The organism is Streptomyces sp. NPDC111507 (genome assembly GCF_055638955.1).
In genome coordinates this window covers 389865-413760 of sequence record NZ_JBVKBU010000006.1, presented here as the reverse complement: position 1 = coordinate 413760, position 23896 = coordinate 389865, and the positions used below count along the sequence as shown (strand labels likewise).

22 protein-coding genes are annotated in these 23896 nt (G+C 71.5%); 9 read left to right on the top strand and 13 right to left on the bottom strand.

Annotated elements, in window-relative coordinates; genetic code table 11:
* Positions 1–17: 17 nt before the first annotated feature.
* Both ACZ7M2_RS26045 and ACZ7M2_RS26040 read right to left on the bottom strand, forming a co-directional pair.
* Positions 18–1262, bottom strand: coding sequence for an ROK family protein (locus tag ACZ7M2_RS26045; protein WP_403686521.1), 1245 nt, complete (start codon positions 1260–1262; stop codon positions 18–20).
* Positions 1259–1960 carry an alpha-ketoglutarate-dependent dioxygenase AlkB family protein gene (locus ACZ7M2_RS26040; RefSeq protein ID WP_471597473.1) on the bottom strand — a complete coding sequence of 234 codons (702 nt, stop codon included), beginning with the start codon at positions 1958–1960 and terminating at the stop codon, positions 1259–1261. Before ACZ7M2_RS26040 ends, ACZ7M2_RS26045 begins: the two co-directional genes overlap by 4 nt.
* 105 nt (positions 1961–2065) lie before the next feature.
* On the opposite strand from ACZ7M2_RS26040, the gene ACZ7M2_RS26035 reads away from it, so the two are divergent.
* On the top strand, positions 2066–3211 hold the full coding sequence (locus ACZ7M2_RS26035) for a methyltransferase (RefSeq protein WP_471597285.1): 1146 nt from the start codon (positions 2066–2068) through the stop codon (positions 3209–3211).
* Here ACZ7M2_RS26035 and ACZ7M2_RS26030 read toward each other — a convergent pair.
* Complete coding sequence (locus tag ACZ7M2_RS26030; RefSeq protein WP_471597284.1) at positions 3201–3974, bottom strand: helix-turn-helix domain-containing protein; 774 nt, start codon at positions 3972–3974, stop codon at positions 3201–3203. The two genes, ACZ7M2_RS26035 and ACZ7M2_RS26030, sit on opposite strands and share 11 nt — an antisense overlap.
* Positions 3975–4045: 71 nt before the next feature.
* On the opposite strand from ACZ7M2_RS26030, the gene ACZ7M2_RS26025 reads away from it, so the two are divergent.
* Together ACZ7M2_RS26025 and ACZ7M2_RS26020 are read left to right on the top strand one after the other, a co-directional pair.
* Positions 4046–4879 (top strand): phytanoyl-CoA dioxygenase family protein, encoded by an 834-nt coding sequence (locus tag ACZ7M2_RS26025; RefSeq protein WP_471597283.1) that lies wholly within the window; start codon positions 4046–4048, stop codon positions 4877–4879.
* A gap of 2 nt (positions 4880–4881) precedes the next feature.
* Positions 4882–5157 carry a hypothetical protein gene (locus tag ACZ7M2_RS26020; RefSeq protein ID WP_471597472.1) on the top strand — a complete coding sequence of 92 codons (276 nt, stop codon included), beginning with the start codon at positions 4882–4884 and terminating at the stop codon, positions 5155–5157.
* Positions 5158–5159: 2 nt separating this feature from the next.
* On the opposite strand, the gene ACZ7M2_RS26015 is transcribed toward ACZ7M2_RS26020, so the two are convergent.
* Both ACZ7M2_RS26015 and ACZ7M2_RS26010 read right to left on the bottom strand, forming a co-directional pair.
* Positions 5160–6011, bottom strand: a complete 852-nt coding sequence (locus ACZ7M2_RS26015) for a class II fructose-bisphosphate aldolase (protein WP_471597282.1) — start codon at positions 6009–6011, stop codon at positions 5160–5162.
* Positions 6012–6043: 32 nt separating this feature from the next.
* Positions 6044–6934 (bottom strand): SIS domain-containing protein, encoded by an 891-nt coding sequence (locus ACZ7M2_RS26010; protein WP_471597281.1) that lies wholly within the window; start codon positions 6932–6934, stop codon positions 6044–6046.
* Between the two features lie 155 nt (positions 6935–7089).
* Here ACZ7M2_RS26010 and ACZ7M2_RS26005 point away from each other — a divergent pair, with 155 nt between their 5' ends.
* A complete protein-coding gene (locus ACZ7M2_RS26005) occupies positions 7090–7869 on the top strand; it encodes a DeoR/GlpR family DNA-binding transcription regulator (protein ID WP_471597280.1) in 780 nt (259 codons plus the stop codon).
* A 32-nt stretch (positions 7870–7901) separates the two neighbouring features.
* On the opposite strand, the gene ACZ7M2_RS26000 is transcribed toward ACZ7M2_RS26005, so the two are convergent.
* Positions 7902–9992 carry a GH92 family glycosyl hydrolase gene (locus ACZ7M2_RS26000; protein WP_471597279.1) on the bottom strand — a complete coding sequence of 697 codons (2091 nt, stop codon included), beginning with the start codon at positions 9990–9992 and terminating at the stop codon, positions 7902–7904.
* A 285-nt stretch (positions 9993–10277) separates the two neighbouring features.
* On the opposite strand from ACZ7M2_RS26000, the gene ACZ7M2_RS25995 reads away from it, so the two are divergent.
* Genes ACZ7M2_RS25995 through ACZ7M2_RS25985 form a run of 3 tightly spaced genes read left to right on the top strand, consistent with a single transcriptional unit; the run spans position 10278 to position 12789 of the window.
* Positions 10278–11414, top strand: coding sequence for an ABC transporter ATP-binding protein (locus ACZ7M2_RS25995; RefSeq protein ID WP_471597278.1), 1137 nt, complete (start codon positions 10278–10280; stop codon positions 11412–11414).
* On the top strand, positions 11411–12118 hold the full coding sequence (locus tag ACZ7M2_RS25990) for an ABC transporter permease (RefSeq protein ID WP_067373069.1): 708 nt from the start codon (positions 11411–11413) through the stop codon (positions 12116–12118). Before ACZ7M2_RS25995 ends, ACZ7M2_RS25990 begins: the two co-directional genes overlap by 4 nt.
* Positions 12115–12789 carry an ABC transporter permease gene (locus ACZ7M2_RS25985; protein WP_388124484.1) on the top strand — a complete coding sequence of 225 codons (675 nt, stop codon included), beginning with the start codon at positions 12115–12117 and terminating at the stop codon, positions 12787–12789. Before ACZ7M2_RS25990 ends, ACZ7M2_RS25985 begins: the two co-directional genes overlap by 4 nt.
* 54 nt (positions 12790–12843) lie before the next feature.
* Here ACZ7M2_RS25985 and ACZ7M2_RS25980 read toward each other — a convergent pair whose 3' ends face one another.
* From ACZ7M2_RS25980 to ACZ7M2_RS25965, 4 genes are read right to left on the bottom strand one after another with little or no spacing between them, the layout of a single operon-like run.
* Positions 12844–13455, bottom strand: coding sequence for a GTP-binding protein (locus ACZ7M2_RS25980; protein WP_054228753.1), 612 nt, complete (start codon positions 13453–13455; stop codon positions 12844–12846).
* On the bottom strand, positions 13406–13837 hold the full coding sequence (locus ACZ7M2_RS25975) for a DUF742 domain-containing protein (protein ID WP_060898551.1): 432 nt from the start codon (positions 13835–13837) through the stop codon (positions 13406–13408). Before ACZ7M2_RS25975 ends, ACZ7M2_RS25980 begins: the two co-directional genes overlap by 50 nt.
* Positions 13838–13896: 59 nt before the next feature.
* The gene (locus tag ACZ7M2_RS25970) at positions 13897–14370 is read right to left on the bottom strand and encodes a roadblock/LC7 domain-containing protein (RefSeq protein WP_054228754.1); all 474 of its coding nucleotides are present in this window, start codon (positions 14368–14370) and stop codon (positions 13897–13899) included.
* A 2-nt stretch (positions 14371–14372) separates the two neighbouring features.
* Entirely contained in the window at positions 14373–17246 is a 2874-nt protein-coding gene (locus ACZ7M2_RS25965) for a sensor histidine kinase (protein WP_471597277.1), read from the bottom strand.
* Between the two features lie 332 nt (positions 17247–17578).
* Here ACZ7M2_RS25965 and ACZ7M2_RS25960 point away from each other — a divergent pair, with 332 nt between their 5' ends.
* Together ACZ7M2_RS25960 and ACZ7M2_RS25955 are read left to right on the top strand one after the other, a co-directional pair.
* Positions 17579–18535 carry an ABC transporter substrate-binding protein gene (locus tag ACZ7M2_RS25960; RefSeq protein ID WP_471597276.1) on the top strand — a complete coding sequence of 319 codons (957 nt, stop codon included), beginning with the start codon at positions 17579–17581 and terminating at the stop codon, positions 18533–18535.
* A gap of 163 nt (positions 18536–18698) precedes the next feature.
* Complete coding sequence (locus ACZ7M2_RS25955; protein WP_471597275.1) at positions 18699–19364, top strand: TetR/AcrR family transcriptional regulator; 666 nt, start codon at positions 18699–18701, stop codon at positions 19362–19364.
* Positions 19365–19377: 13 nt separating this feature from the next.
* Here the strand turns inward: ACZ7M2_RS25955 and ACZ7M2_RS25950 are convergent, their stop codons facing one another.
* From ACZ7M2_RS25950 to ACZ7M2_RS25940, 3 genes are all read right to left on the bottom strand, one after another.
* The gene (locus ACZ7M2_RS25950) at positions 19378–20157 is read right to left on the bottom strand and encodes an alpha/beta fold hydrolase (RefSeq protein ID WP_352045495.1); all 780 of its coding nucleotides are present in this window, start codon (positions 20155–20157) and stop codon (positions 19378–19380) included.
* Between the two features lie 64 nt (positions 20158–20221).
* Complete coding sequence (locus ACZ7M2_RS25945) at positions 20222–21358, bottom strand: alpha/beta hydrolase (protein ID WP_471597274.1); 1137 nt, start codon at positions 21356–21358, stop codon at positions 20222–20224.
* Positions 21355–23856 (bottom strand): thioester reductase domain-containing protein, encoded by a 2502-nt coding sequence (locus ACZ7M2_RS25940; RefSeq protein WP_471597273.1) that lies wholly within the window; start codon positions 23854–23856, stop codon positions 21355–21357. The genes ACZ7M2_RS25945 and ACZ7M2_RS25940 overlap by 4 nt, the downstream gene beginning before the upstream one ends.
* Between the last annotated feature and the right edge of the window lie 40 nt (positions 23857–23896).

Here is a 23896-nt window from a genome sequence, read left to right as displayed (position 1 = left end):
CCTTGTGGAGTCCGGTCTCAGGTCCGGGACAGTGCCGCCGGTGGGTCGTCGAGGACCGGCTGCCAGGCCAACTCCGCGGCCCCCACCAGGGTGTTGTGGTCCAGGGTGCAGGCGAGGATCGGTACGCCACCGCTCTGGCCCCACAGGCTGCGGTCGGCGACGACGGCGCGCAGCCGGTCGGGGTCGGCGTCGAGCAGGGTGCGGTGCAGGCCGCCGAGGATGATCCGGTCGGGGTTGAGGATGTTGACCAGTCCGGCGAGGCCGAGGCCGAGGCGGTCGATCAGCGCCTCGGTGGCCGTGCGGACGGAGGGGTCCTGGTCGTACCGGGTGCGGATCAGGTCGTTGGCCTGCTGAAGGAGGGACACCTCGGGGCCCGGGTCGCGGCCCGCCGCCGTGAGGAACGCCAGGGGGTCCGCCTCGACGTCGAGGCAGCCGCGGCTGCCGCAGTAACAGGGGCGGCCCTCGGGGTTGACGGTGAGGTGGCCGACTTCGAGGGCGAGGCCCGAACTGCCCGTGTGCAGCCGCCCGTCGAGGACGAGCGCGCCGCCGACGCCCCGGTGCCCGGTGGCCACGCACAGCAGGTCGCGGGCGCCGCGCCCGGCGCCGTGGCGGTGCTCGGCGAGCGCGGCGAGGTTGATGTCGTTCGCGGCGAACGCCGGGCCCTCGATCCCCGCCGCGCGCACCCGCTCGGCGAAGATCCGGCGGACGGGGGCGCCCGCGGGCCAGGCGAGGTGGAGGGGGTTGAGGGCGAGCCCGTCCGGCTCGGCGACGGCGGACGGTACGGCGAGTCCGGCGCCCACGCAGCGCCGCCCGGTCTCGCGGAGCAGCTCCGCGCCGGTCTCGACGACGGCGCCCAGCACCTTCGCCGGGTCGGCGTCGACGGTCTCGCAACTGGGCGCGGTGGCGACGATCCGGCCGCCGAGCCCGACCAGTGCGGCGCGGAACCCGTCGGCGTGCACCTGTGCGGCCAGCGCCACAGGACCGTCCTCGGCGACCTCCAGGCGGTGCGAGGGCCGTCCCTGCGAACCGGCCGCCGCGCCGGGCCGCGCGTCGACCCGGATCAGTCCGAGCGCCTCCAGCTCCGAGGCCACCGCGCCCGCGGTCGCCCGGGTGACGCCCAGCTCGGCGGTGAGTACGGCACGCGTCGGCGCACGTCCGGTGTGCACGAGTTCCAGCGCGGGCCCGAGCGCCCCGCGCCCCCGGTCCAGCCGTGTCCGCGTGTTCCCTTCCCCCGCCGTCCGGGGGCCCGCCTTGCCGTTCATGAGGGCGAGTCTCCCATGATCCGCTCGTGCGGTGTCCCGTCCGAAGGCACCTGGAAGCCACTCACCCGTAGCGTCACGTTCAGACGGCCGGTCAGGCCCAGTTCGGGCGGCGCCGTAGCAGCGTGCACTCGCGGAACCCCGTGGTAGGCGAGCCGGGAGGCACCGCCGAACACGAACAGGTCCCCGCTGCGCAGCTCGACATCCGTGTACGGGCGCGAGCGCGACCCGGTGTTCCCGAAGCGGAAGACACAGGTGTCGCCGAGGCTCAACGACACCACGGGCGCGTCGGACTTCTCGTCGCTGTCGCGGTGCATGCCCATCCGGGCGTCGGCGTCGTAGAAGTTGATCAGCGCGATGTCGTACGGAGCGGTGGCGTTCTCGGGGCCCAGGGTGTCCGCGACCGCGCGGCGGCCGAGCTCGTCCAGCCAGGTGGGGAAGGGCTTCACCGGGGCCCCGTCGCCGTCGGCGACCGTGCGCGCGTACCGGTACGGGTACCAGTGCCAGCCCAGGCACACCTGCCGGGAGGTCATCGTGCCGCCGCCGGGCGTGCGCACCGTACGCAGTCCGGCCGGCGGGCGGGCCCACGTACGGCAGGCATCGAGAAGCTCCCGCTGGGCGACCGGGTCCAGCCAGTCCGGCAGATGCACCGCGCCCGGCGCGATCTCCGCCCGGCTCCGGGGGAACAGCTCAGCATCCATGGACATGCCACCATCCTCGCGCACCTCCGCCGGTCCCGTGCGCGCACCTGATCAAGACCCGGCCCGCACCTGGCTGAGCTGCGGCTCCGCTAGCCTTGACCCACGATGAACGACCGGATGACCGCGCCCTGGGCCGAGTACGCGCTGGCCCGCTTCCCCGAGGACCCCCGCGACCAGCTCCGTGCCTGGGACGCCGCCGACACCTATCTGCTGCGGCACCTCGCGGAGAGCGGAACGCCGCTGTCCGGGTCGGTCGTGGTGGTCGGCGACCGCTGGGGAGCGCTCGCCACGGCGCTGTCGGCGCACCGGCCGACGCAGATCACCGACTCCTTCCTCGCGCAGGAGGCGACCCGGGCGAACCTGGCCCGCAACGGGGTCGAGGCGACCGCGGTACGGCTGCTGACCACCCAGGACACACCCCCCGACCGCATCGACGTCCTGCTCGTCCGGGTACCGAAGAGCCTCGCCCTGCTGGAGGACCAGCTGCACCGGCTGGCACCCGGCGTGCACGAGGGGACCGTCGTCGTGGGCACGGGCATGGTCAAGGAGATCCACACCTCGACGCTGCACCTCTTCGAACGGATCCTCGGCCCGACCCGCACCTCGCTGGCCGAGAAGAAGGCCCGGCTGATCTTCTGCACCCCGTACCCCGGGATCGCCCGGGCCGCCAACCCCTGGCCGTACAGCTACCGGCTCCCCGACGACATCGGACCGGTTTCCGGCCGCACCGTCGTCAACCACGCCGGTGTGTTCTGCGCCGACCGACTCGACATCGGCACCCGCTTCCTCCTCCAGCACCTGCCGCGCAGCCGGGGCCCCGAGCGGATCGTGGACCTGGGCTGCGGCAACGGAGTCGTCGGTACGGCGATGGCGCTGGCCAACCCGGAGGCGGAGGTGCTATTCGTGGACGAGTCGTACCAGGCGGTCGCCTCGGCCGAGGAGACGTACCGGGAGAACACCGACGGCGTGGGCGCGGAGTTCCGCGTGGGCGACGGACTCGCGGACGTCCCCGCCGGGAGCGTGGACCTCGTCGTGAACAATCCGCCCTTCCACTCGCACCAGGCGACGACGGACACCACGGCCTGGCGGATGTTCTCGGGGGCGCGGCGCGCGCTGCGGCCCGGCGGCGAGCTGTGGGTCATCGGGAACCGCCATCTCGGCTACCACCTGAAGCTGCGCCGCCTCTTCGGCAACAGCGAACTCGTGGCGAGCGACGCGAAGTTCGTCGTCCTGAGGGCCGTCAAGAAGTAGTTCCGCGCAGTGCGCGGGGCGAGGCGCCGAGTTCACGCCGGCACGCCTTGTTGAAGGCCTGCAGGTCGGGGATGCCGACGGAGGCGGCGACCGCCGGGATGGAGAGCGTCGAGGCGCGCAGCAGATGGTGGGCACGCTGAAGTCTGCGGCGACGGATGTAGGCCACGACCGTGGTGCCGGTCTCGGCGCGGAAGAGCCGGGTGAGGTGGTTGTGGGAGATCCCGGCCGCACGGGCGATCTCCGGGATGGTGAGCGGCGCCGCCAGCCGGGCCTCGATGTGGGCGACGGCCGCGCCGACCGCCGGGTGCGGGCCGCGGCTCGTGGCGGCGGGCGGGGTGAGCCTTGCGATGCGCCACAGCGCGGTCCAGATCTCGGCCCGGGTGTGCTCGGGCGCCCCGGGGGCCGCCGCGATCGCGTTCAGCAACAGGCTGGAGAGCATGGGGAATTCGGGGCCAGCGTCCTGCATCACCGGGACGGTGCGGGGCGGCCCGGCGGGGGCGATGCGCAGATGGGCGTAGAGGTGTTCGGAGCGGCCCTGGTAGCGGTAGCGGACCGTGGTGCCGGGCGGTACGAGGCTGACGCGGCCGGGGCGGATGGTGTGCGCGGTGCCGTCGACGGTCAGCTCGGCGTCGTACTGGTAGAGGTGCAGCTGCCACAGCTCCGGCAGCCGGAAGACGTCCGTGCGGCTCGCCACGCCGTGCACGCCGACGCCGATGTTGACGACGGCGGGCGGCTCGCCGAGGTGGACGTCCGTCTCCCGCATGGTGAAAAGCTACCAGCAGTGGTGAGCCGCGCCCACGCGCCGTCGGCGGCCCCGACCCTACGTTGAGTCGCATGACCAACACGCTGGAACACACCTCGGGCATCCCACTCCTGAGTTCGGTCCGGATGGCGCACTTCGTGGCCCACGGCTCGCTGCGGCTGGACGCCGTGGTGCCGCCGGAGATGAACGCCGAGGGCATGGAGGTGCTGCGCGCGGGCGTGCCCGAGGTGCCCTACGGCAGCTCCGTGCCGGCCGCCTACCCGGCGGGGTCCTTCGTCCGCCGGCTGCTGCAACTGCCCGCTGTGGCCGGAGCCCTGCGGAGCCTCGTCGGGCCCTGCCCGGCCGTCGACCACCACTACGTCCACGTCCGTGAGCCGCACGAGGGGCGGGCGCAGCCGCTGCACGCCGACGCGATCATCGATGTGCGCACCGACGCCTTCGACGTGCAGCTGATGTACTACCCACAGGACGTCACCCTCGACATGGGCGGCACGCTCAGCGTGCCGGGCAGCCATCTGCGGCGCACCAACGAGACGGACACCGGGCGCTACCAGAATCTGCGCGGGCAGAGCCGACTGGTCTGCCCGGCGGGCACCGTGGTGTTTCTGCACCATGGCCTGTGGCACGGCGGGCGGCGCAACGACAGCGACGTGGTCCGCTATATGTTCAAGATCCGCTTCAACCCGGCCGTGCGGCAGCGGCGGCTGTGGGACACCTCGGACCTCGGCGACCCGCGGGTCGCCGAGGAACTCTCCACGACCTTCCCCTGGTACGAGCCCGCCACCGGCCGTCTCGAGATCTACCACCGGGTCCTGCTGTGGCGCGCGCTCACCGGGGACGACTCCTTCGACCTGGACCACTGGGTCACCAGGGTCTCCAACCATCCGCAGGAGGAGGCCGTATGAGCATCCGTCAGCAGGTCCTGGTCCTCTACCTGGCCACCTCCGCCCTGGACGCGGAGGTGGTGGGCTGGTCGGTCTACGACGGCACCGGCCGCACGTCCCCCACGACCGGGGGCCGCGACGAGCCGCCGTACGCGTCGGGCGTGGACGCCTTGCGAGACGGCTGGCGGCTGTTCCAGGCGGCGCAGCTGATCCCGCCGTGTCCCGGGGGCGAGTACGACGTGTCGTTCCTCAAGCACGAGTTCTTCTTCGAGAAGCTGGTCGACGTCGGTGCCCCCTGAGGTCAGGCGCTCAGTACGCGGATCAGGCGCGCCACCGTCCCCGCCATCGCCTCCCGCCCCACGCTGAGGTACTTCCGGGAGTCGACGGCTTCGGGGTGGGCGGCGAGGAACTCCCGGACGGCGCCGGTCATCGCGATGTTCAGGGCGGTCCCGACGTTGACCTTGGCGATGCCGCCGGTGACGGCTGCCACCAGTTCGTCATCCGGCACGCCGGAGGAGCCGTGCAGGACGAGCGGCACGCCGAGCGCCGCGGTCAGCCGCTTGAGGCGGTCGTGGTCGAGGGCGGCGGTGCGGGTGGTCATCGCGTGCGAGCTGCCGATCGCGACGGCCAGGGCGTCCACGCCGGAGTCAGCCACGAACGCGCGGGCCTCGGCGGGGTCGGTGCGGGCGCCGGGCGCGTGCGCGTCGAGCGGCGGTTCACCGTTCTTGCCTCCCACCGCCCCCAACTCGGCCTCGATCCACAGGCCTTGAGCGTGTGCCCAGTCGGCGGCGGCCCGGGTGGCGGCGAGGTTCTCCTCGTACGGCAGCCGGGCCGCGTCGTACATCACCGAGCTGAATCCGGCGGAGGACGCCTGGCGGAGCAGGTCGTCGCTCTGGACGTGGTCGAGATGCAGCGCGACGGGTACCGAGGCGCGCTCGGCGGCCGCGGCGGCGGCGCGGGCCAGCGGCAGCAGCCGTCCGTAGCGGAACTTCACGGCGTTCTCGCTGACCTGGAGGACGACGGGGGCGGCCACGGACTCGGCGCCCGCGATGACGGCCTCGACATGCTCCAGGGTGATGATGTTGAACGCGGCGACGGCGGTCCGCGCCCCGGCCGCGGCGGTGACCAGGTCACCGGTGGCTGCGAGTGGCACAACTCCTCCTTCTGGGTGCGCGGGCCGACGGCTCAGCGGGCCGACGGGGCGAGGACGACCGAGCGGGTGAGGTGGCGCGGCCGGTCGGGGTCGAGGCCGCGGGCCGCGGCGACGGCGACCGCGAGGCGCTGGGCGCGGACGAGTTCGGCGAGCGGGTCGAGTTCACCCGCGACCCACCGTCCCCCCGTGGCCCGTACCTGCTCGGCCAGCCCTTCGGGGGCCTCGCCGAGCATCCAGGTGGCCGTGCCGGCGGTGGTGACGCTGATGGGCCCGTGCCGGTACTCCATCGCCGGGTACGCCTCGGTCCAGGCCAGGGAGGCTTCACGCATCTTCAGCCCGGCCTCGTTGGCGAGCCCGACGGTCCAGCCGCGGCCGAGGAAGGTGAACTGCGCGCAGTCGACGAGCCCTTCGGGCAGCGGGGTCGCGAGCGCGGTGCGCGCGTCCGCGACGACGGCGTCGGTGTGCAGTCCGAGGTGGGCGCGGAGCAGGGTGAGCGCCGTGGTCGCGAACCGGGTCTGCACCACGGAGCGTTCGTCCGCGAAGCCGAGTACGACGAGGTCGTCCGCGCGGTCCATGACGGGGGTCGCGGGGTCGGCGGTGATCGCGGTCGTCCGGGTACGTCCGCGCAGCCGCCCGAGAAGTTCGAGCACCTCGGTGGTGGTGCCGGAGCGGGTGAGCGCGACCACACGGTCGTAGGAGCGGCTCTCCGGGAACTCCGACGCGGCGAAGGCGTCCGTCTCGCCCTGCCCGGACCCCTCACGCAGCGCGGCGGCCGCCTGCGCCATGAAGAACGAGGTCCCGCAGCCCACGATCGCGACCCGCTCCCCCACTTCCGGCAGTGCGCCGTCGTGCGCCTTGGCCTGCTCGGCGGCGCGGATCCAGCACTCCGGCTGGCTGTTCAGCTCGTGCTCGACATGGGTCATGCCGTACCCCTCCCACTGACGCTGTCCATGCAAGATAGTGCAAGTTAAGGCCGACTTTCGAGCACAATCAAGCATGTCGACTGCGGAAATACCAGGGAATGTGGTGCGCTGGGGGTGCGCTAGGGTCGCGAAAAATCGAGGAACGGAGAGTGCGGATGTCGCGCGACGCCCGCTGGAAGGCCCTGCTGGAACTGCTCGTGGAGCGGGGCCGGCTGGAGGTCGAGCAGGCCGCGGCCGAGCTGGAGGTGTCACCCGCCACGATCCGGCGCGACTTCGACCAGCTCGCCGAGCAGCAGATGCTCGTGCGCACCCGGGGCGGCGCGGTCGTCCACGGCGTGTCGTACGAACTGCCGCTGCGCTACAAGACCGCCCGGCACGCCTCGGAGAAACAGCGCATCGCGAAGGCGGTGGCCGATCTCGTCGCGCCGGGCGAGGCGGTGGGCCTGACCGGCGGCACGACCACCACCGAGGTGGCCCGCGCACTGGCGGTACGCCCCGATCTCGCCACGGGGTCGCCCGCGCTGACCGTGGTGACGAACGCGCTCAACATCGCGGGCGAACTGGCCGTGCGGCCCCAGTTCAAGATCGTGCTGACCGGTGGGGTGGCACGCTCGCAGTCGTACGAGCTGGTCGGGCCGCTCGCGGACGGTGTGCTCAGCCAGATCACCATGGACGTCGCCGTGCTGGGCGTGGTCGCCTTCGACGTGACGCACGGGGCCGCCGCCCACGACGAGGCCGAGGCGGCGATCAACCGGTTGCTGTGCGAGCGCGCCGAGCGTGTGATCGTCGCCGCCGACTCCAGCAAACTGGGCCGGCGCGCCTTCGCCCGGATCTGCGCGGCCGAGTCGGTGGACACACTGGTCACCGACGCGGCGGTGGACGGGGAGACCGTGCGGCGGTTCACGGAGGCGGGGGTCGGGGTCGTCGCCGTCTGACGACCCCGACCCCCGCTGACTCGACGCCGGACTCACGAGCCCTTCCGCTGCGGCACGGTGACCGTGAGCGTGCCGATGTCCCGGCTGGTGGCGGAGGCGTCGGGCGCGACGAGCACCGTCCTCGGGCCGCCCGGGCGGTGGACGACGACACTGGGGAACGCCGGTGCGGCCAGGGCGAGTTGCCCGGTGCCGGCGGCTTGCGGGTACATGCCGAGGCTCGCCCACACGGCCCAGGAGGACATGGCGCCGAGGTCGTCGTTGCCGACCAGGCCGTCGGGACGGTCGCTGAACAGGGTGGCCAGGGCGCGGCGGACGATGTCGCGGGCGCGGTCGGGGCGGCCCGCGAAGTCGTACGCCCAAGGGGTGTCGAACGACGGCTCGTTGCCGAGGTAGGCGTAGGGCTGGGTGCCGCCCGCGTTGAGCTGGGTGAAGAAGGTGTCGAGGCGGGCCGCGACGGCGGTGTTCCCGCCCATCAGGGTGAAGAGGCCGGGCAGGTCGTGCGGGACCATCCAGGTGTACTGGGCGGCGTTGCCCTCGACGTACTCGTTCGTCTGCGCGGGCGTGAAGGCCGGCCAGGTGCCGTCGGCCGCACGCGGCTGGAGGTAGCCGGTGACGGGGTTGAAGAGGTTGCGCCAGTTCCCGGACGCCTTCAGCAGGGTGTCGTAGGCGGCGGTGTCGCCCAGACGGTGGGCGAGCTGGGCCAACGCGTAGTCGGAAACGGCGTATTCGAGGGTGGTGGCCGCCGAGCCCCACACTCCCTTGGTACCGGCGGGGATGTAGCCGAGGGCGTCGTACTGCGCGTGTCCGGGCCGCTGGCGCTCGTCGCCGCGGCCCGCCATCGCGGCGCGCAGCAGGCCGCGGGCGTCGAAGTCGGTGGCGCCGAAGGCGTACACGGCGGAGGCGATGACGGGCAGCGGGTCGCCGACCATGACGCCGGTGCCGCCGTTGGCGAGGGTCCAGCGGTCGAAGTAGCCCGCCTGGAGGCCCTGGTTGAGGACGGACTGCGCGATGTCGGAGGCTTCGTGCGGGGCCAGCAGGGCGAGCAGCTGGACCTGGGAGCGGTAGACGTCCCAGCCGGAGAAGTTCGCGTACTGGACGTGTCCGGCGGGGGTGGTGTGGATGCGGCCGTCCATGCCGGGGTAGCGGCCGTCGGCGTCGCTGAAGGCACTGGGGTGCAGGAGCGAGTGGTACAGGGCGGTGTAGAAGACCCGGCGCTGGGTTTCGGTGCCGCCGCCGACGCTGATGCGGCCGAGCCAGTCGTTCCACTGGGCACGGGCGGCCCGCCGGATCTGGTCGTAGGGGTTCGTGTGCTGCTCGGCGGCGATGTTGCCGCGGGCTCCGTCGACGCTGACGAAGGAGACGCCGACGCGGACGGTCACCGTGCGTACGCCGGGGCCGAAGGAGACCTGCGCGGCGCCCGGTCTGCCGTCGGGGTGGACGACATGGGCGAAGGGGTGGTCGAACACGGCGTGGAAGTAGAGCCGGTAGCGGTTGGCGGACTTGCAGAAGCCGCCGCTGTCGGTGAACCCGGACAGGGTGTCGGTGCCGATGTCGACCGTTCCGGTCGCCGCGTTGAACGCCTTGCCCGCGTCGACACTCAGCGCGGCGGGACGGTCGTCGGTGGCCGGGTAGGTGAAACGGGCGATGCCGGAGCGCTGGGTGGCGGTGAGTTCGCTGCCGATGCCGTTGTCGAACGTGACCCGGTAATTTCCGGGTGTCGCCTGCTCGTTGGCGTGCGAAAAGGTCGCCTGCCCGCTGGTGTCGCCGGCGAGCATCGGCATGAAGGGCACGTTGCCGTAGTCCCTGCAGCCGGCCCCGGAGATGTGGGTGAGGCTGAACCCTCTGATCCGGTTGTCCCTGTACGCGTACCCGCCGTGCTGGTAGGTCACCGTGTCCGGGCTCCACTGCACCCCGCCGAGGGGTGCGGTCGCGCCGGGAAAGGTGTTTCCGGCACCGCCGCCATGGCCGAAATCGGCCCCTCCGGGCGCGGTACCGACGAAGGGGTTCACGTACTGGGCCGGGTCGGCCACCGTGTCGTCCGCTGCGGCGGGTGAGGCCGGGGCGGACGACACGACGAGCACGGCGGCGCCGGCCAGCGCGGCCCGGCGGAAGGGGAATCGCAAGTGGGTCTCTCCGGGCTGTGGCGGGAGGGGCGACAGGGCATGAGGGCGACAGTCTCCCCAGGGATGCCGTCACCTCCGCGCCGCCACGCCCGGAGATCACCCGCACGGCCGAGCGCCCGCTCGCACACGACCCGCTCGTGCGACGCGGCGGGCTCCACCTGCGCACCCTCCGCAACCGGCCACCGTGCGGTGCCCGAACACACGCGCCAACTGGCTAGACTACGCACCCTCGTGCATGTGATCCGGTCACGTCCGATCACAGCCGTTCCCGAAGGGTTTCGACGCTTGATAGCCATCGAAGATGTCAGCAAGCGATATGCCGACGGCACGGTGGCCGTCGATCGCCTGTCCCTCCAGATACCGAACCACTCGATCACCGTGCTCGTCGGGCCTTCGGGGTGCGGCAAGACCACCACACTGCGGATGATCAACCGCATGATCGAGCCCAGCAGCGGCACGATCCGCGTCAACGGCGAGGACATCCTCCGCAAGCCGGTCAACGCCCTGCGCCAGTCCATGGGTTACGTCATCCAGAACGCGGGGCTCTTCCAGCACCGCACGATCCTCGACAACATCGCCACGGTGCCGCGGCTGCTCGGCTGGTCCAAGCAGCGCGCCCGCGCCCGCGCGGCGGAACTGATGGAACGGGTGGGCCTGGACCCGGCCATGGCCCGCCGCTACCCCTACCAGCTCTCCGGCGGCCAGCAGCAGCGCGTCGGTGTCGCCCGCGCGCTCGCCGCCGACCCGCCGATCCTGCTGATGGACGAGCCGTTCTCCGCCGTCGACCCGGTCGTCCGCCGTGGTCTGCAGGAGGAGTTGCTGCGCATCCAGGGCGAGCTGGGCAAGGCCATCGTCTTCGTCACCCACGACATGGACGAGGCCATCACGATCGGTGACCGCGTCGCCGTACTGCGCACCGGTGGCAAGCTCGCCCAGTTCGCCGCCCCCGACGAGCTGCTGTCGGCGCCGGCCGACGCGTTCGTGGAGGAGTTCCTCGGCGGCGACCGGGGCATTCGCGGGCTGTCGTTCCTGTCCACCCGCGACCTCGCACTCGACCGCTCCCGGGTCTTCCCGGTCGGCAGCGACTGGCAGCAGCTCGCCGGGAAGTCGGCAGGCGCGGGGCCGGTCCTGGTCACCGACGCGGACGGAAAGCCGCTGGGCTGGGCCGACCTGACGGTGTGGGCCGGTGACGTCCAGGCGCTGGAGCCGCACGGGCAGGCCTTCGAGGTCGGCAAGGACTCGCTGCGGGTCGCGCTGGACCGGGCGGTACTCTCGCCCACCGGTCAGGCGGTCGCCGTGGACGGGGCGGGACGTGTGCTGGGGCTCGCCGGACAGGAGACGGTCGCCGCGGCGATCCGCGCGGCCAGGCAGCGCCGCGCCGCGGACTCCGAGGGTGTCTCCACGGTGAAGGCCGCGCGATGAACGGCTTCTTCGACATCCCGAGCGACCTCCAGAGCAGCTACCTCGGCCTGATCTCCACCCACATGCAGGAGGCGCTGGTCCCGGTTCTCGTCGGCCTGCTGCTGGCGCTGCCGATCGGCCTGTTGTGCGTCCGCGTCAACTGGATCTATCCGCCGGTCCTCTGGATCACCACGGTGCTGTACGCGATCCCGTCGATCGCCTTCTTCGTGGTGCTCATCGACTACACCGGCCTGAGCAAAACCACCGTGATGATCCCGCTGACCCTCTACAGTCTCGTGGTTCTCGTCCCGGCGGTCGTCGACGGCGTCCGCTCGGTCCCCGAGGAGACGAACGCCGCCGCCGCGGCGATGGGCATCGGTTCACTGCGGCGCTACCTCCAGGTCCAACTGCCCATCGCGGTGCCCGCGATCATGGCCGGTCTGCGCGTGGCGACCGCCTCCAGCATCAGTCTGGTCAGCGTCGGCTCGCTGATCGGCAACCAGGGGGCGCTCGGCAACCTGCTCACCACCGCGATGCTCTACCACCGCCCTCTCCTCGCCGTGAACTCGGTGGTCACCACCGCCGTTCTCGCGGTGCTGGTCGACGCCGTGCTCGTCCTGCTGCGCCGCGTGCTCACTCCCTGGCAGCCGGCCTCCGGCCGCAAGGCCGCACGCCGTACGTCCACGATCGCGGGCGCCGCCCGCACTCCGGAGAGCGTCTCGTGAACGTACTCAACTTCATTCAGTCCTTCTTCTCCGACGGCTCCCACTGGCACGGGTACGACGGGATCCCGCAGCGCGTGTGGGAACACCTCCAGTACACCGCCGGGGCGCTCGCGATCGCCGCGGCCGTCGGCCTGCCCATCGGCCTGGTCACCGGACACACCGGACGTGGCGGCAACGCGCTGGCCTTCGTGTCGGCGGGTGCCCGGGCGCTGCCCACCTTCGGGCTGCTGGTGCTGATGTTCGTCTGGCTCGGCCTCGGCATCGTGCCCGTGATGATCCCGCTCGTGGTGCTGGCGGTCCCGCCGATCCTCATCACCACGTACGAGGCGATCCGCACCCTGGATCCCTCCCCCGTCGACGCCGCCCGCGGCATGGGCATGCCGGAGGGGAAGGTCCTGTTCCAGGTCGAGGTGCCGGCGGCGCTGCCGCTGATCCTCAGCGGTCTGCGTTCGGCGGCGATCCAGATCGTGTCCACGGCGACCATCGCGGCCTATGTGAGTCTCGGCGGGGTCGGCCGTTACATCCTGGACGGCCTCTACCAGCGCAACTACGAGAAGGTGGTGGGCGGCGCGGCCCTCACCGCGATCCTGGCGCTGCTCGTGCTGGTGCTGTTCTGGGCCATTGCCCGGGTGGCGGTGTCCCCGGGGGTGCGCAGGCGCCGTACGGTCTGAGGAAATGAGAAGAGGGGGGACGAGCCGCAAGGCCCGTCCCCCCTCTTCCCTCGTTCACTGCTGCGCGGTCGCCAGGGCGTGTTCGAGGACGACGAGGAGCGCGTCCCGTACGGACCCGCGCTCGCGGGCGTCGAACACGGTGAGCGGCACATGGTCGCCGACGTCGAGGGCCCACCGTACGTCGTTCAGATCGTGTTCGACCTTGCCGTCGAAGGCGTTGACGGCCACCGCGAAGGGGATCTCGCGGTGCTCGAAGTAGTCGACGGCCGCGTAGCAGTCGTCGAGCCGGCGGGTGTCGACGATGACGAGCCCGCCGAGGGCGCCCTCGACCAGGTCGTCCCACATGAACCCGAAGCGCTCCTGGCCGGGGGTGCCGAACAGATAGAGCTTCAGGGTCGGGTCGAGCGTGACACAGCCGAAGTCCATGGCGACGGTGGTCGTCATCTTCTCCGGGGTGTGGGAGAGGTCGTCGATGCCCGCGGCGACCGAGGTGATGGACGCCTCGGTGGTGAGCGGCTCGATTTCGGAGATGGCACCCACGGTGGTGGTCTTGCCCACGCCGAAGCCGCCCGCGATCACCATCTTCACCGGCATCGGCGGCCGGGGACCCTCGGTGTCAGCGCTCACGGATCGCGCCCCGGGAGTCGGGGATAGCTCGGAGACCATCGATAACCCTTCGCAATACGGTGGCGTCGCGGGCGGATTCGGCCTGCGGTGCGTACAAGGCCAGTTGACCGTCGGCGCGCAGATCGTCGGCGAGCACCCTGATCACATTCAAATGCATCCGCAGCTTCGCCGCGATCTCCGCCAGCGACTGCGGCTGACGGCAGACCGTGATGATGTCGCGGTGCTGGTCGAAGACGAACGCGTCCAGCGTGGCCAGACCGAGATCCGTCGCGACGACCTGCGTCTCGATCGGAATCGTCGGCACCAGACTGTCACCGCCGGCGATCCGCCCCGCGGTCAGCAGGAATGGCCGGACGATCGACGGAGGGTGCTCCGCTCCCCACGCGTCGTCGTCGGCGGCTGATGGCTCGCCGGCCGTCATCTCGTCCTCACCCTTCACCTCGCGGGTCGTCCCGGCCTTCGTGACGCCCCCGCCGACCGTCAACCGGTCGGCGCGATCCCCACGGTGTTCTTGAGCTCCATGACCAGTTGCGGGCTCAGAGCGGCACCGGCGCGGTTGGCGAAGAGGGTCATCTCGTACGCGATGTTCCCGAGCTTCGCCTCCTTGGAGGCGACCACGCCGAGCACCGCGCCCGCGCCGAGCGCGGACACCAGGACGTGCCCCTCCTCCAGGTCGATGATGACCTTGTTGAGCCCGCCGAGGCCGTAGTTGCCGGACGCGCCCATGGCGAGGCTCGTGATCCCGGAGACGATGGCCGCGAGCCGCTCCGAGTCCGCCTTGCCACGCAGTTGGGACACCGCGATCAACAGACCGTCGGAGGACACCCCGATCACGTCGACGACGCCGGCGGTCTCGGTGGCGAAACGATTGAGCAGCCAATTGAAGTCGGCAGCGGCGGCCTTCACGTCCGTCGCCTGTTCCACGGCCGCGGACTCCGGTCCACCTGTCCACATGGTCACTTGCTCATGCCTTCCGGGAATGAGGGTCTGTTGTTCTCTGTGCTGAAATCGCCAGAGGTGTCGGGACGGCCCCCTGAACGGGCCGACCCGAAGCCGGTACCGCGAGCCTCTGTCGCGCTCTCGCGCTCGGCCCGCAGAACGGCTTCCTCGAACTCGTCGATCTCGGATCGTGCCGCTTCCGCGTCGGCGGTCTGCCAGGCGGGCGGCCGTGGGTTGGTGATGGTCTGTTTGGGCAGCCGGGTCGAGGCGGTGGTGGCCTGCAGGGTCGCGCCGCGCACGCGCCGCCTGAGCGGGCTGGGGCCGCCCTCGCCCGGTCGCGCCGGGGCGCTGCCGGGTGCCGACGGGGCCGTACCGGAGCCGCGCGCGGTGCTCGCGCCGCGGGGTGGCAGGCCGAGCCCCCCGTTCGTGCCGGTGTTCGGGCCGCGCGGCGGCTGCCCCGCCGCACTCCCCGGGCCGGTGCTCGCGCCGCGTGACCTCTGCACGAGCCCGCTGTCCATACCGCTGCCCGCGGCGCGTGACGGCCGGCCCTGTCCGCTCTCCATGCCGGTGCCACGCGGGTGGCCCGGGCCGCCGACCGCGTCCTGAGGCGTGCCGCGTCCCGCTGTCTCGCGCTGCGCGGGCTGCGCCGCCCCCGGAGCCGTGGTGCCCGGTGTGCCGCCCGGCCGGGGCCGGGATGCGCCGGAGCCGCCGTAGCCGCCCGAGGCGCCGTCGCCCGTCGGTTCCTGACGGCCCGTGTGGCCGTCTGCTCCCCGGCTGTGCGCGGGGATCCTGCGCGGCAGGGACGAGGGGCCGGGTTCCGGGTCGACCGCCGCGGGGCGCGGTTCGGTCCCGCCGGGGCGGCGAGGCGGCGGCAGGATGTGCGGGGCCCTGGCCGCGGCCCCCGTGGGGTCGGCGAGCAGCAGATGGGAGCCGGGCACCGCGACGGTGACGGTGACGCCGCCGCCCGGGGTGCGGGTCAGGACGACCTCGATGCCCCAGCGCCGGGACAGACCGCCGACCACGAAGAGGCCGAGGACCTCGGTCGGGGCCAGGTCGAGCCGTTCGCGGCGGATCAGGCGGGCGTTCTCCTCCTCCAGTCGCTCGGCGCTCATCCCGAGCCCGTGGTCGATGATCTCGATCAGGGCGCCGCCGCCGGAGCCGTGCCGGGGCCGCAGGACGACTTCGACGCTGCTGGACGCCGGGGAGAACGTCACCGCGTTCTCCAGCAGTTCGGCGAGCATCAGCGTGAGGTCGCCGACGATGTCGGGGGCGACGGTGACATCGCCCTCGGCGTGCGGGGTGACCCGCTGGTAGCCCTCGATCTGGCCGAGTGCGGCGCGGACGATGTTGCTGAGCCGCATGGGCCCGGTGTTGAGGCCCGTCTCGCGGATGCCGGCGAGCAGCATCAGGCTGTCGGCGTTGCGCTGGAGACGTACCGCGATGTGGTCGATGCGGTAGAGCCGGTCCAGTACCTCCGGGTCGGTCTCGCCGCGCTCCACCGAGTCGATCAGCGCGAGCTGGCGAGCGGTCAGGTTGCTGACGCGGTGGCCGACGTTGCCGAACATCTCGGCGATGTTGCGGCGGCTGACGACCTGGCGCTCCAGCAGGGCGGTCGCGGTGATCTGCACCTGGTTGAAGGCCTCGGCGAGTTCGCCGAGTTCGTCGCGGACCGGCACGGGCACGGCCTCGAGGCGCGGCGGGCTCGCGTCGTCGGCGTCGTCGTCGGCGACCCGGGCCAGCTCGGTCTCGGCCGCGTCGGCCACGTGCTGGGCCGCCTCGGTGAGGCTCCGCACGGTCCGCACCACGGAACGGCGGACCAGTACGGAGAACAGGATCCAGGCCGCGAAGGCGGCGAGGTTGGCGGCCACCAGCCACAGCACCTGCCACCAGGCGTCGCTGGACGCCTTCTGGGTGTCGGCGGCGATCTGGTGGATCAGCGACTCGGTGATCTTCAGCCGGTTCTCCGCCTGACGCTGGTACGTCGGGTCGGCGGCCAGGGCGTCGTCGAGCGCGGCGCGCAGCTGCGAGGCGTTCTCGGCGACCAGACCGCTGGGGTCGACCTGCAGCGCGGCGTAGTGCTGAGCGACGACGCTCTGGTACGGGCTGTGCTCGATCGCGGCGAGTTCGGCGCCCTGTTCCTGGCTGGCGAACCGGGTGAACCGCTCGGCCTGGTAGGTGTACTGCTCGTAGTCGCCGACGGCTCCGGTGTACTCGATGAGCGCGTTGGGGTCACGGGTCCGGGCCGCGAACACACTGGTCTCGAACGAGGCGTGGGCGGTGTCGGCGCGCAGCAGCGCGTCCAGCAGATTGCCCGCGGACTCCGAGGACTCGCCGCCCGACTGACCGAGCCCGAGGCCGTTGATGAGGCCCTCGATGACCGATCCGTACGCCGGGTCGATGTTGTCGGCGGGGATCGGACCCTCTTCGATGGTCTTACGGAGGCTGTCGAGGCCCTCCAGCTCCTTGAGTGCCTGGGCCTCGGCGTCGGGCAGTCGGTCCCCATAGGTGGACCGCACGGCCTCCGCCTGGGCAGTGACCTTCTGCTGCGCCTGGAGGAAGGCGGAGGTGCCCGGCGCCTTGTCGCCGGAGCGGGCGGCCTCGTAGCGCAGGGAGACGAGGAGTGCCTGGCGGTGTTCGCTCTGCACGCCGTCGATGAGCTGGGTGACCTGCGCGCTGTCCCGCACGAGTTGGGCGGTGGAGGCGGCGGAACGGGCCGAGTCGATCTCGGCGTACACGACATAGGCGATCATCGCCGAAACGACCGCGAGCGGGACGATCACCAGGACGTTGAGTTTCCTGCGGAAAGGCCAACGGTCGAGGAGGGAAGGCGTCCGGCCTATTCGGGGAGCCGTGGTCTGCGGCCCCCGGGCGGCTTTTCTGTGCGCGGGCACCAAACCTCCTTGACTTCATTCCCAATTGGAAGCCCGCAGCCCGGGCTGCGTGGACGTGGGTCGTGTCAGCACGCTCGGGCCGAGCAAGTGGAACCAGGTCCCCCGACTCGGCCAACATTAGCGGCTGCCGCAAGAGTACGGCCATGATCAACCAAAAACTGACATGGCGATACGCCGGATTCACGCCTGTTTCAGTCAGGTTGCGCCCACGCGGCGAAGCCGTGTGGTCTCCATCGGTGATCTATTCGTGTCTTGACGGTGCGTTACTGGGCTCGATTGGATCGTCATCACGCCATGCCTTCCGGCCGCCGACCGCCCATGCACAAGTCTGGATGACCAACGTGACCCACGCCAGAAGCACCAGAACGACCGCAACGTACGCTGTATCCCTGCTGGTTGTGGCTGCGGCCGCCCTCACGGGCTGCGGTTCCTCCGACAACTCCGCCAGCAAGGACCCGCTGAAGGGCGACACCGCCAAGGGCGGCACGGTCGTGGTCGGCTCCAACAACTTCCCCGAGAGCATCCTGCTCGCCGACATCTACGGCGAGGCCCTGAAGGCCAAGGGCATCAAGGTCAGTTACAAGTTGAACATCGGCAGCCGTGAGACCACCTACGGTCTGATCAAGAACGGCACGATCACGGTCCTGCCCGAGTACAACGGCGCGCTGCTGGCCTATCTGAACGCCAAGGCGGCCCCGACCACGGTCGAGGACACCAGCAAGGCCATCACGGCCGCGCTCGATTCCAAGCTGACCCTGCTCGAGCCCTCCAAGGCGGAGGACAAGGACGCGATCGCGGTCAACGCGGCGACCGCCAAGAAGTACAAGCTCACGACCTCGTCGACGATCGCCGACCTCTCCGCCTCGGCCAAGGACCTGGTCATCGGGGGATCGCCGGAGTTCCAGACGCGCAAGCAGGGATTGGTGGGCCTCAAGTCCGAATACGGCCTTGAATTCAAGTCGTTCAAGGCGCTGGACGCGGGTGGGCCGTTGACCGTGGCCGCCCTCAAGGGCAACAACATTCAGGCCGCAGATATTTTCACGACCGACCCCGGAATCACCAAGAACAAGTTCGTGGTCCTTCAGGACCCGAAGAATCTCTTCGGTTTTGAGAACGTGACGCCGCTGGCCTACAAGAGCGGTCTCTCCTCCGCCGGAGTTACCGCGCTCAACGCCGTATCGGCGAAGCTCGACACGGACACCCTGGTCAAGCTCAACGCCCAGGTGCAGAACGACAACAAGGACCCGCTGGACGTGGCCAAGAGCTGGCTGTCGACCGCCGGACTGTAGTTCTGACGGAGATGCGCAGGCCGGAGCGGGGGTCCGCCGCTCCGGCCTGTGCCGTGCCGCGGGGTCTGCGAGGAACGACGGTTCACCCGTCCGCCGCGAGATCACTACGCCCGCCGACTGATCTCCTCATCAGTTCTGAAGAGGTCGCGGCTAGGATGAGCGCATGCCCGATCAAGCCGCCGCCCGGCCCGCCAACCGCTTCGAACGCAGGCGCGCCCAGACCCGCCATGCCCTGATCACCGCTGCCCAGGGGATCCTGGCCGAGCAGGGCACGAGCGAGGTCAGCATCCAGCAGATCGCCGAGCGTGCCGACGTCGGGTTCGGCTCCTTCTACAACCACTTCCAGACGAAGGCGGAGCTCTTCGAGGCGGCGGTCGTCGACGCGCTGGAGGAGTACGGCAAGCTGATCGACTCGATCACCGGCGGCCTCGACGACCCCGCCGAGGTGTTCGCGGTGAGCGTCCGGCTGACCTTCCGGCTCGCCGACACCCACCCGGAACTCACCCGCGTCCTGCGCTACGGCGGCCTCCCCTACATCCACGCCGACTTCGGCCTGGGCCCCCGTGCCCTGCGGGACATCGAGAGGGGCAACGCCTCCGGCCGCTTCCAGGTGGACAGTCCCCTCGTCGCCCTCAGCGCCGTCGGCGGCTCCCTCCTCGGGCTGCTCCAGCTGAAGTCGTCCGCCAAGTCCGGGCAGTCGGGCCCCGGCGCCGACGAGGAGATGGCCGAACTCGTCCTGCGCATGCTGGGCCTGCCTCCCGAGGAGGCCCACGAGGTCGCCCGACGCCCACTGCCGGTCGCGACGACAGGGCCCAGGGCAACCTCGTAGGTTCGCGGGTGCCTCAGGGGCGTTCGGTCAGGAACCGGTCGATGGTCGAGGTGAGTTCCTCGGGCTTCTCCACCGGGAGTTCGTGGCCGGCGTCCAGGATGCGCACTTCCGCGTCCGGGTACGCCTTCGCCATCCGCAGCATCTGGGAGACGGGCAGCTGGATGTCGTAGTAGCCGTGGATCATGAGGGTGGGGACACGGATCTCCCCGACCCGGTCGAGGACGTCGAAGGACCGCATCGCGCCGTAGCAGGTCATGACCACCTCCCGCGGTGTGGCCGCGGAGGTCCGGATGTACTCCTTGATCTCCTCGCGCGGGTACCCGGGGGCGAAGGCCCGCTGGATGTTGGCGGCGACGAACAGCTTGAACGGCACCCGCGTGGACACCGCCATCAGCAGGCCCCTCCCCCGGCTGTACGTCATCCGGCTGATCGAGTTCACCAGGACCATGCGCTCGATCCGGTCCGGGTGGCCCAGCGCCAGGGTCTGCGCGATCATCCCGCCCATCGAGTGACCGACGGGGACGAACCGTTCGACCTTCAGGTGATCGAGGACGGCGAGGACGTCCCCGGCCAGCTCCCCGACGCTCCGCCGTCCCGACCCGTCGCTCTCGCCGTGGCCGCGCAGATCGACACGTATGACCCGCCGCGTGGCCGAGAAGTGCGCCAGCTGGTGGTCCCAGCGGTGCCGGTTGGCGGTCCAGCCGTGGATGAACACCAGGGGCGTGCCCGCACCGTCGCGGGGGCCCTCGTCGTCGTACGTCAGTCTGGCGCCGTCGACTTCGAGCTGCGGCATGGGTGGCCTCCTGCGATGCGGTCCGGTTACTGACGGGTACGGTAACCGGCCGCCCCGGCCGCCGTCACCGTCGTTCGCCGAGGAATTCGAGGATGTGCCCGAACACGTCGAGGGCCGCGCCCCGGCCGAGGAACGTGTCCAGGTGGCCGTAGCCGGGAATCTCGGTGTACGCGACGTCCAGCTGTGGCTGTCTGCGGGCCAGTACGTCGTGACAGAGCCTCTGGGAGTCGAGCCACAGGCCGTTCTCACTGCCGGCGAGCAGCAGGACCGGGGTGTCGATACGGGCCGCCGCGTCCAGCGCGTTCTGCGGCAGCGCCCGGTAGCGGTGATCGCCGTCGTGCCAGCGCACCACGGTGCGGGCCAGCTCGATGCGGCGCAGATGCGGCAGGATCCACAGCGGGGCGGGGCCCAGCAGCTCGGCGAGCCGGTGGTGGGTGGCCTCGGACAGGTGCTCGTGCACGAACAGCGAGGCGCCCGTCCCCCACGCCGAGTTGTGCAGGATCTGGCAGGTCGGATCCGGGCAGCTCGCCCCGCGCGAGGCGAGCGCGAACAGGGGGGTGTACTTCGACCACAGGCCGGCCTTGCGGATGTCGACCGGTATGTGATCGATGCGGGACCTGAACAGCTCCCCGGCCAGCGACATGCGCAGCGAGGTGCGGCCCGCGAGCTTCGGTGTCAGGAACACGCCCTGGGACACCACGCCCGCGAGACCCGGGACCAGCCCGGCCGTCATGCTGAGCGACAGCGTGAGGGAGCCGACGCAGTGCGCGACCACGAACAGCGGCCGGTCGCCGATGCGGCGGCGGATGTGGGAGACGGCGGCGGGGATGTCGTACAGGGCGACGTCGTCGTACGTGTACTTCTGGCCGGTCTCGTTGTACGGCAGCCGGCAGCTGCCCCGCCAGTCGAGCAGCCAGGGCTCGTAGCCGTCGTCGAGCAGGACGTCGACCAGGTTGCGGGTCTCGGGCAGCAGGAACATGTCGGCGGACGCCGTGTGCCCGTGCAGGAGCAGCACGGCGGGGCGGTCCGTGTCGCCGCTGTCCACGCGGGTCAGGCCGAGGCGTACGCCGTCGCCCGCCCGGAAGGGGATCTCCTCGACCCGCGCCGGGTCGAGGCGGTGGTGGAGCGGGCGCAGGGTCGTGGTGCTCCTGACCCTGCGGAGCGTCGGCCTGGTGCGGGAGTCACTGCTCCGGAGGATCATCGGTGGTGCTCCGAGGGGGTCGGGGTGCGGCGCAGGTCGAGGAGGTCGGCGGCGGCCCGGGCGAAGGGGCCGAGCAGACCGCGGCCCATCTCCAGGCCGAACCAGGCGAGCCAGGTCAGCTTGGCGGCCCGCTTCTCCTGGCTGGTCAGGCGCGGGTCGACCTTGATGCCGTCGACCTGGTCGCGCAGATAGGTGCCGGCGGGCACGACGAGCTCGCCGGCCAGGGCCGCCGGTGCGCCCTCACGGCCGATCTCGACGGTGAGCGCCCGGGTCTGGCGCCACACGTCACGACGGGCCCGGGCGTATTTGTGGCCCTCCAGCCACCAGCGGCCGCCTTCCGCGTCACGCAGCGCCAGCCGGTAGCTGAGGAGCCGGTGGCGGATACCGTGCCGCTGCGGGATGCCCTCCTCCGGCCGGATCCAGACGTCGCCGTGCTCGACGACCAGCGGTTCGGGATGCACCGCAGCGCACGTCAACTCGCCGGTGACGTCGACCCGGCGCTCCTTCACCAGCTGGTACATGCTCGCGAGGGAGAGGGTGAGCGCCATCGAGCAGGGAGTGTCGGCGGGGGCTCCGACCGGGCCGACACCGCCCTCGGTCGTCTCGGAGAACCACAAGTAGGGCTGGTCGTCCTTGTGCGGCAGCCGGGCCAACCCGTCCTCGGCGAGCCGCTCGAACGTCCTCAGCTGGGCCGGGGCGTCGTAGCGTGCGGCGGGCCGCAACCCGAGCGCCTCGACGAGCGCGGCGGTGCGCTCGGCGGTGGCCGCCGGGCCCTTCAAGGTCGCCTCGCACAGTTTGAGGGCGGTGGGACTCCGCAACACCCTGGCGAGGAAGGCCAGTTCGGGCACCGGCTCGGCTTCCAGCCGGGCCAGGGCATGGGTCCGCCACTCGTCCCAGTCCTGTACGCGGACGTGCATCCCGCCGAGCGCCATGTCCCGTACGACGTCGTCGAGGGTGTTGGGTACGCCGGTCAGGTTGTAGTCGTAGCCCCACGCGTCGGGTTCGCAGACGACGCCGACCGTGACCCGGCTCACCCAGTCCACCGGGGCCGCGTTCAGGTGGTTGAAGGCGGGGACCGTGCGGAAGCGGCCGAAGGCCGAGAGGAGACCGCTGCTGAGGTCCTGCGGGTTGTAGGCGCCGGTCCTGGTGTGGCCGCCGATGCCGCCGGGACGCAGGGCCGTGACGATCAGGCCGTGGTCGCGGGCCCGTCGCAGGGCGACCTCCGCCGCCCACTTCGTCTGGTCGTAGCCCGCGACGAGGCGGTCGACATGGGCGAGCGGGTCGTCCTCGCCCATCGCGGTGATGCCCACCTCGTTGAAGACCGCGATGGAGGAGATGTGGTGCAGCGGTTTCGACCGGCCGGTCGCCGCGAGCTCGGCGAGGGTCAGCGAGCCGACGACGTTGCTCTGCCGCAGCGACTGGTAGCCACGCAGGAAGTCCACGGCCGCCGCCACTCCGACGACGCTGTCCAGCTCGTGGGTGAGCGTGGTCCACAGTTCGTCCGACAGGCCCAGGTGCGGGCGCCGGATGTCGCCGGGGAGCACGGTCACCCGGCGGCGGACCTCCGACGACCAGGGCAGCTCGTACCCCTTGAGCGCCTCACCGAGCCGCCCGAGGGCCGCCTCCTCGTCGGCGGCACGGACGAGGCAGTAGACGTGGGCGTCGCTGTGCCGCAGCAGGTCGAGGAGCATATGGCTGCCGAGGAAGCCGGTGGCGCCGGTCAGCAGGATCCGACGGGGCGGCAGCGGCTCGGGGTCGCCGGTCCAGGGCAGCCGGTCGGCGAGCCCCAGGTCGGCCAGGATCTGGTCGAGGTCCTCGGGTCGGGCCGTGGCGTACGGGCTGGGGGTGACGGCAACCGCGGGGGCGGTGCGAAGGGCCGGGACGGGGAGGATGCCGGGTGCGGGCGCCGGACGGGTGCCCGCGGCGGACGGCGGAAGCGGGCTTCCCACCGTGACCGGAGCCGAGGTCCCCTCGGACATGGCTGTACCTGCCGTGTCCGGGGCCCGAGTCGTCCCGGGCGTCGGCGTTTTTGATGCGGCCGGGGCCGGCAGGGGTGCCGTGGCGCCCGCCGTCGACAGCCGGCGGTGGGCCAGGCTGGTCGGACGGGCGTCGGCGAAGACGTCGTCGAGGGCGATCTCCATGCCCAGCTCGTCCTCCAGCGCCGCGACGAGTTCCACGGCCCCCACCGAGGTGCCCCCGGCGTCGAAGAAGTCGGCGTCGGGCGACAGATGCCCCTCGGGCAGATGGCGGCCCGCCACGGCGGCGATGGCTGCCGCCAGAGCCTCCACGTCCGGGACCGCTGCCCTCGGACACTCCACGTCCGGACCCGCTGCCGCCGCAACGCCCCCGTCAAAACCGGTAGGCGTGGGCGCCGCGGCCGTCCTCACCTTCGCCAGCAGGGCGTCCACGCTCAGCCCACCGCCACCACCCCGCTCGACCGCCTCGGCCGTCGCCCGCTGTGCGGCGTACGCCGACGTGTCCTCGTTCACCTCACGCATGAGAGCCCTTCACCCCGTGACTTGTCCTTTCGCGCACTGC

Coding starts and splice junctions, on each gene's coding strand:
- ACZ7M2_RS26005 (WP_471597280.1), top strand. CDS start 7,090: ATGTCGCGCGACGCCCGCTGGAAGGCCCTGCTGGAACTGCTCGTGGAG.
- ACZ7M2_RS26035 (WP_471597285.1), top strand. CDS start 2,066: ATGAACGACCGGATGACCGCGCCCTGGGCCGAGTACGCGCTGGCCCGC.
- ACZ7M2_RS25970 (WP_054228754.1), bottom strand. CDS start 14,370: ATGTGGACAGGTGGACCGGAGTCCGCGGCCGTGGAACAGGCGACGGAC.
- ACZ7M2_RS25960 (WP_471597276.1), top strand. CDS start 17,579: ATGACCAACGTGACCCACGCCAGAAGCACCAGAACGACCGCAACGTAC.
- ACZ7M2_RS26045 (WP_403686521.1), bottom strand. CDS start 1,262: ATGAACGGCAAGGCGGGCCCCCGGACGGCGGGGGAAGGGAACACGCGG.
- ACZ7M2_RS26030 (WP_471597284.1), bottom strand. CDS start 3,974: ATGCGGGAGACGGACGTCCACCTCGGCGAGCCGCCCGCCGTCGTCAAC.
- ACZ7M2_RS25975 (WP_060898551.1), bottom strand. CDS start 13,837: ATGACGGCCGGCGAGCCATCAGCCGCCGACGACGACGCGTGGGGAGCG.
- ACZ7M2_RS26040 (WP_471597473.1), bottom strand. CDS start 1,960: ATGGATGCTGAGCTGTTCCCCCGGAGCCGGGCGGAGATCGCGCCGGGC.
- ACZ7M2_RS25980 (WP_054228753.1), bottom strand. CDS start 13,455: ATGGTCTCCGAGCTATCCCCGACTCCCGGGGCGCGATCCGTGAGCGCT.
- ACZ7M2_RS25990 (WP_067373069.1), top strand. CDS start 11,411: ATGAACGGCTTCTTCGACATCCCGAGCGACCTCCAGAGCAGCTACCTC.
- ACZ7M2_RS25945 (WP_471597274.1), bottom strand. CDS start 21,358: ATGATCCTCCGGAGCAGTGACTCCCGCACCAGGCCGACGCTCCGCAGG.
- ACZ7M2_RS25940 (WP_471597273.1), bottom strand. CDS start 23,856: ATGCGTGAGGTGAACGAGGACACGTCGGCGTACGCCGCACAGCGGGCG.
- ACZ7M2_RS25950 (WP_352045495.1), bottom strand. CDS start 20,157: ATGCCGCAGCTCGAAGTCGACGGCGCCAGACTGACGTACGACGACGAG.
- ACZ7M2_RS26010 (WP_471597281.1), bottom strand. CDS start 6,934: ATGACCCATGTCGAGCACGAGCTGAACAGCCAGCCGGAGTGCTGGATC.
- ACZ7M2_RS25955 (WP_471597275.1), top strand. CDS start 18,699: ATGCCCGATCAAGCCGCCGCCCGGCCCGCCAACCGCTTCGAACGCAGG.
- ACZ7M2_RS26025 (WP_471597283.1), top strand. CDS start 4,046: ATGACCAACACGCTGGAACACACCTCGGGCATCCCACTCCTGAGTTCG.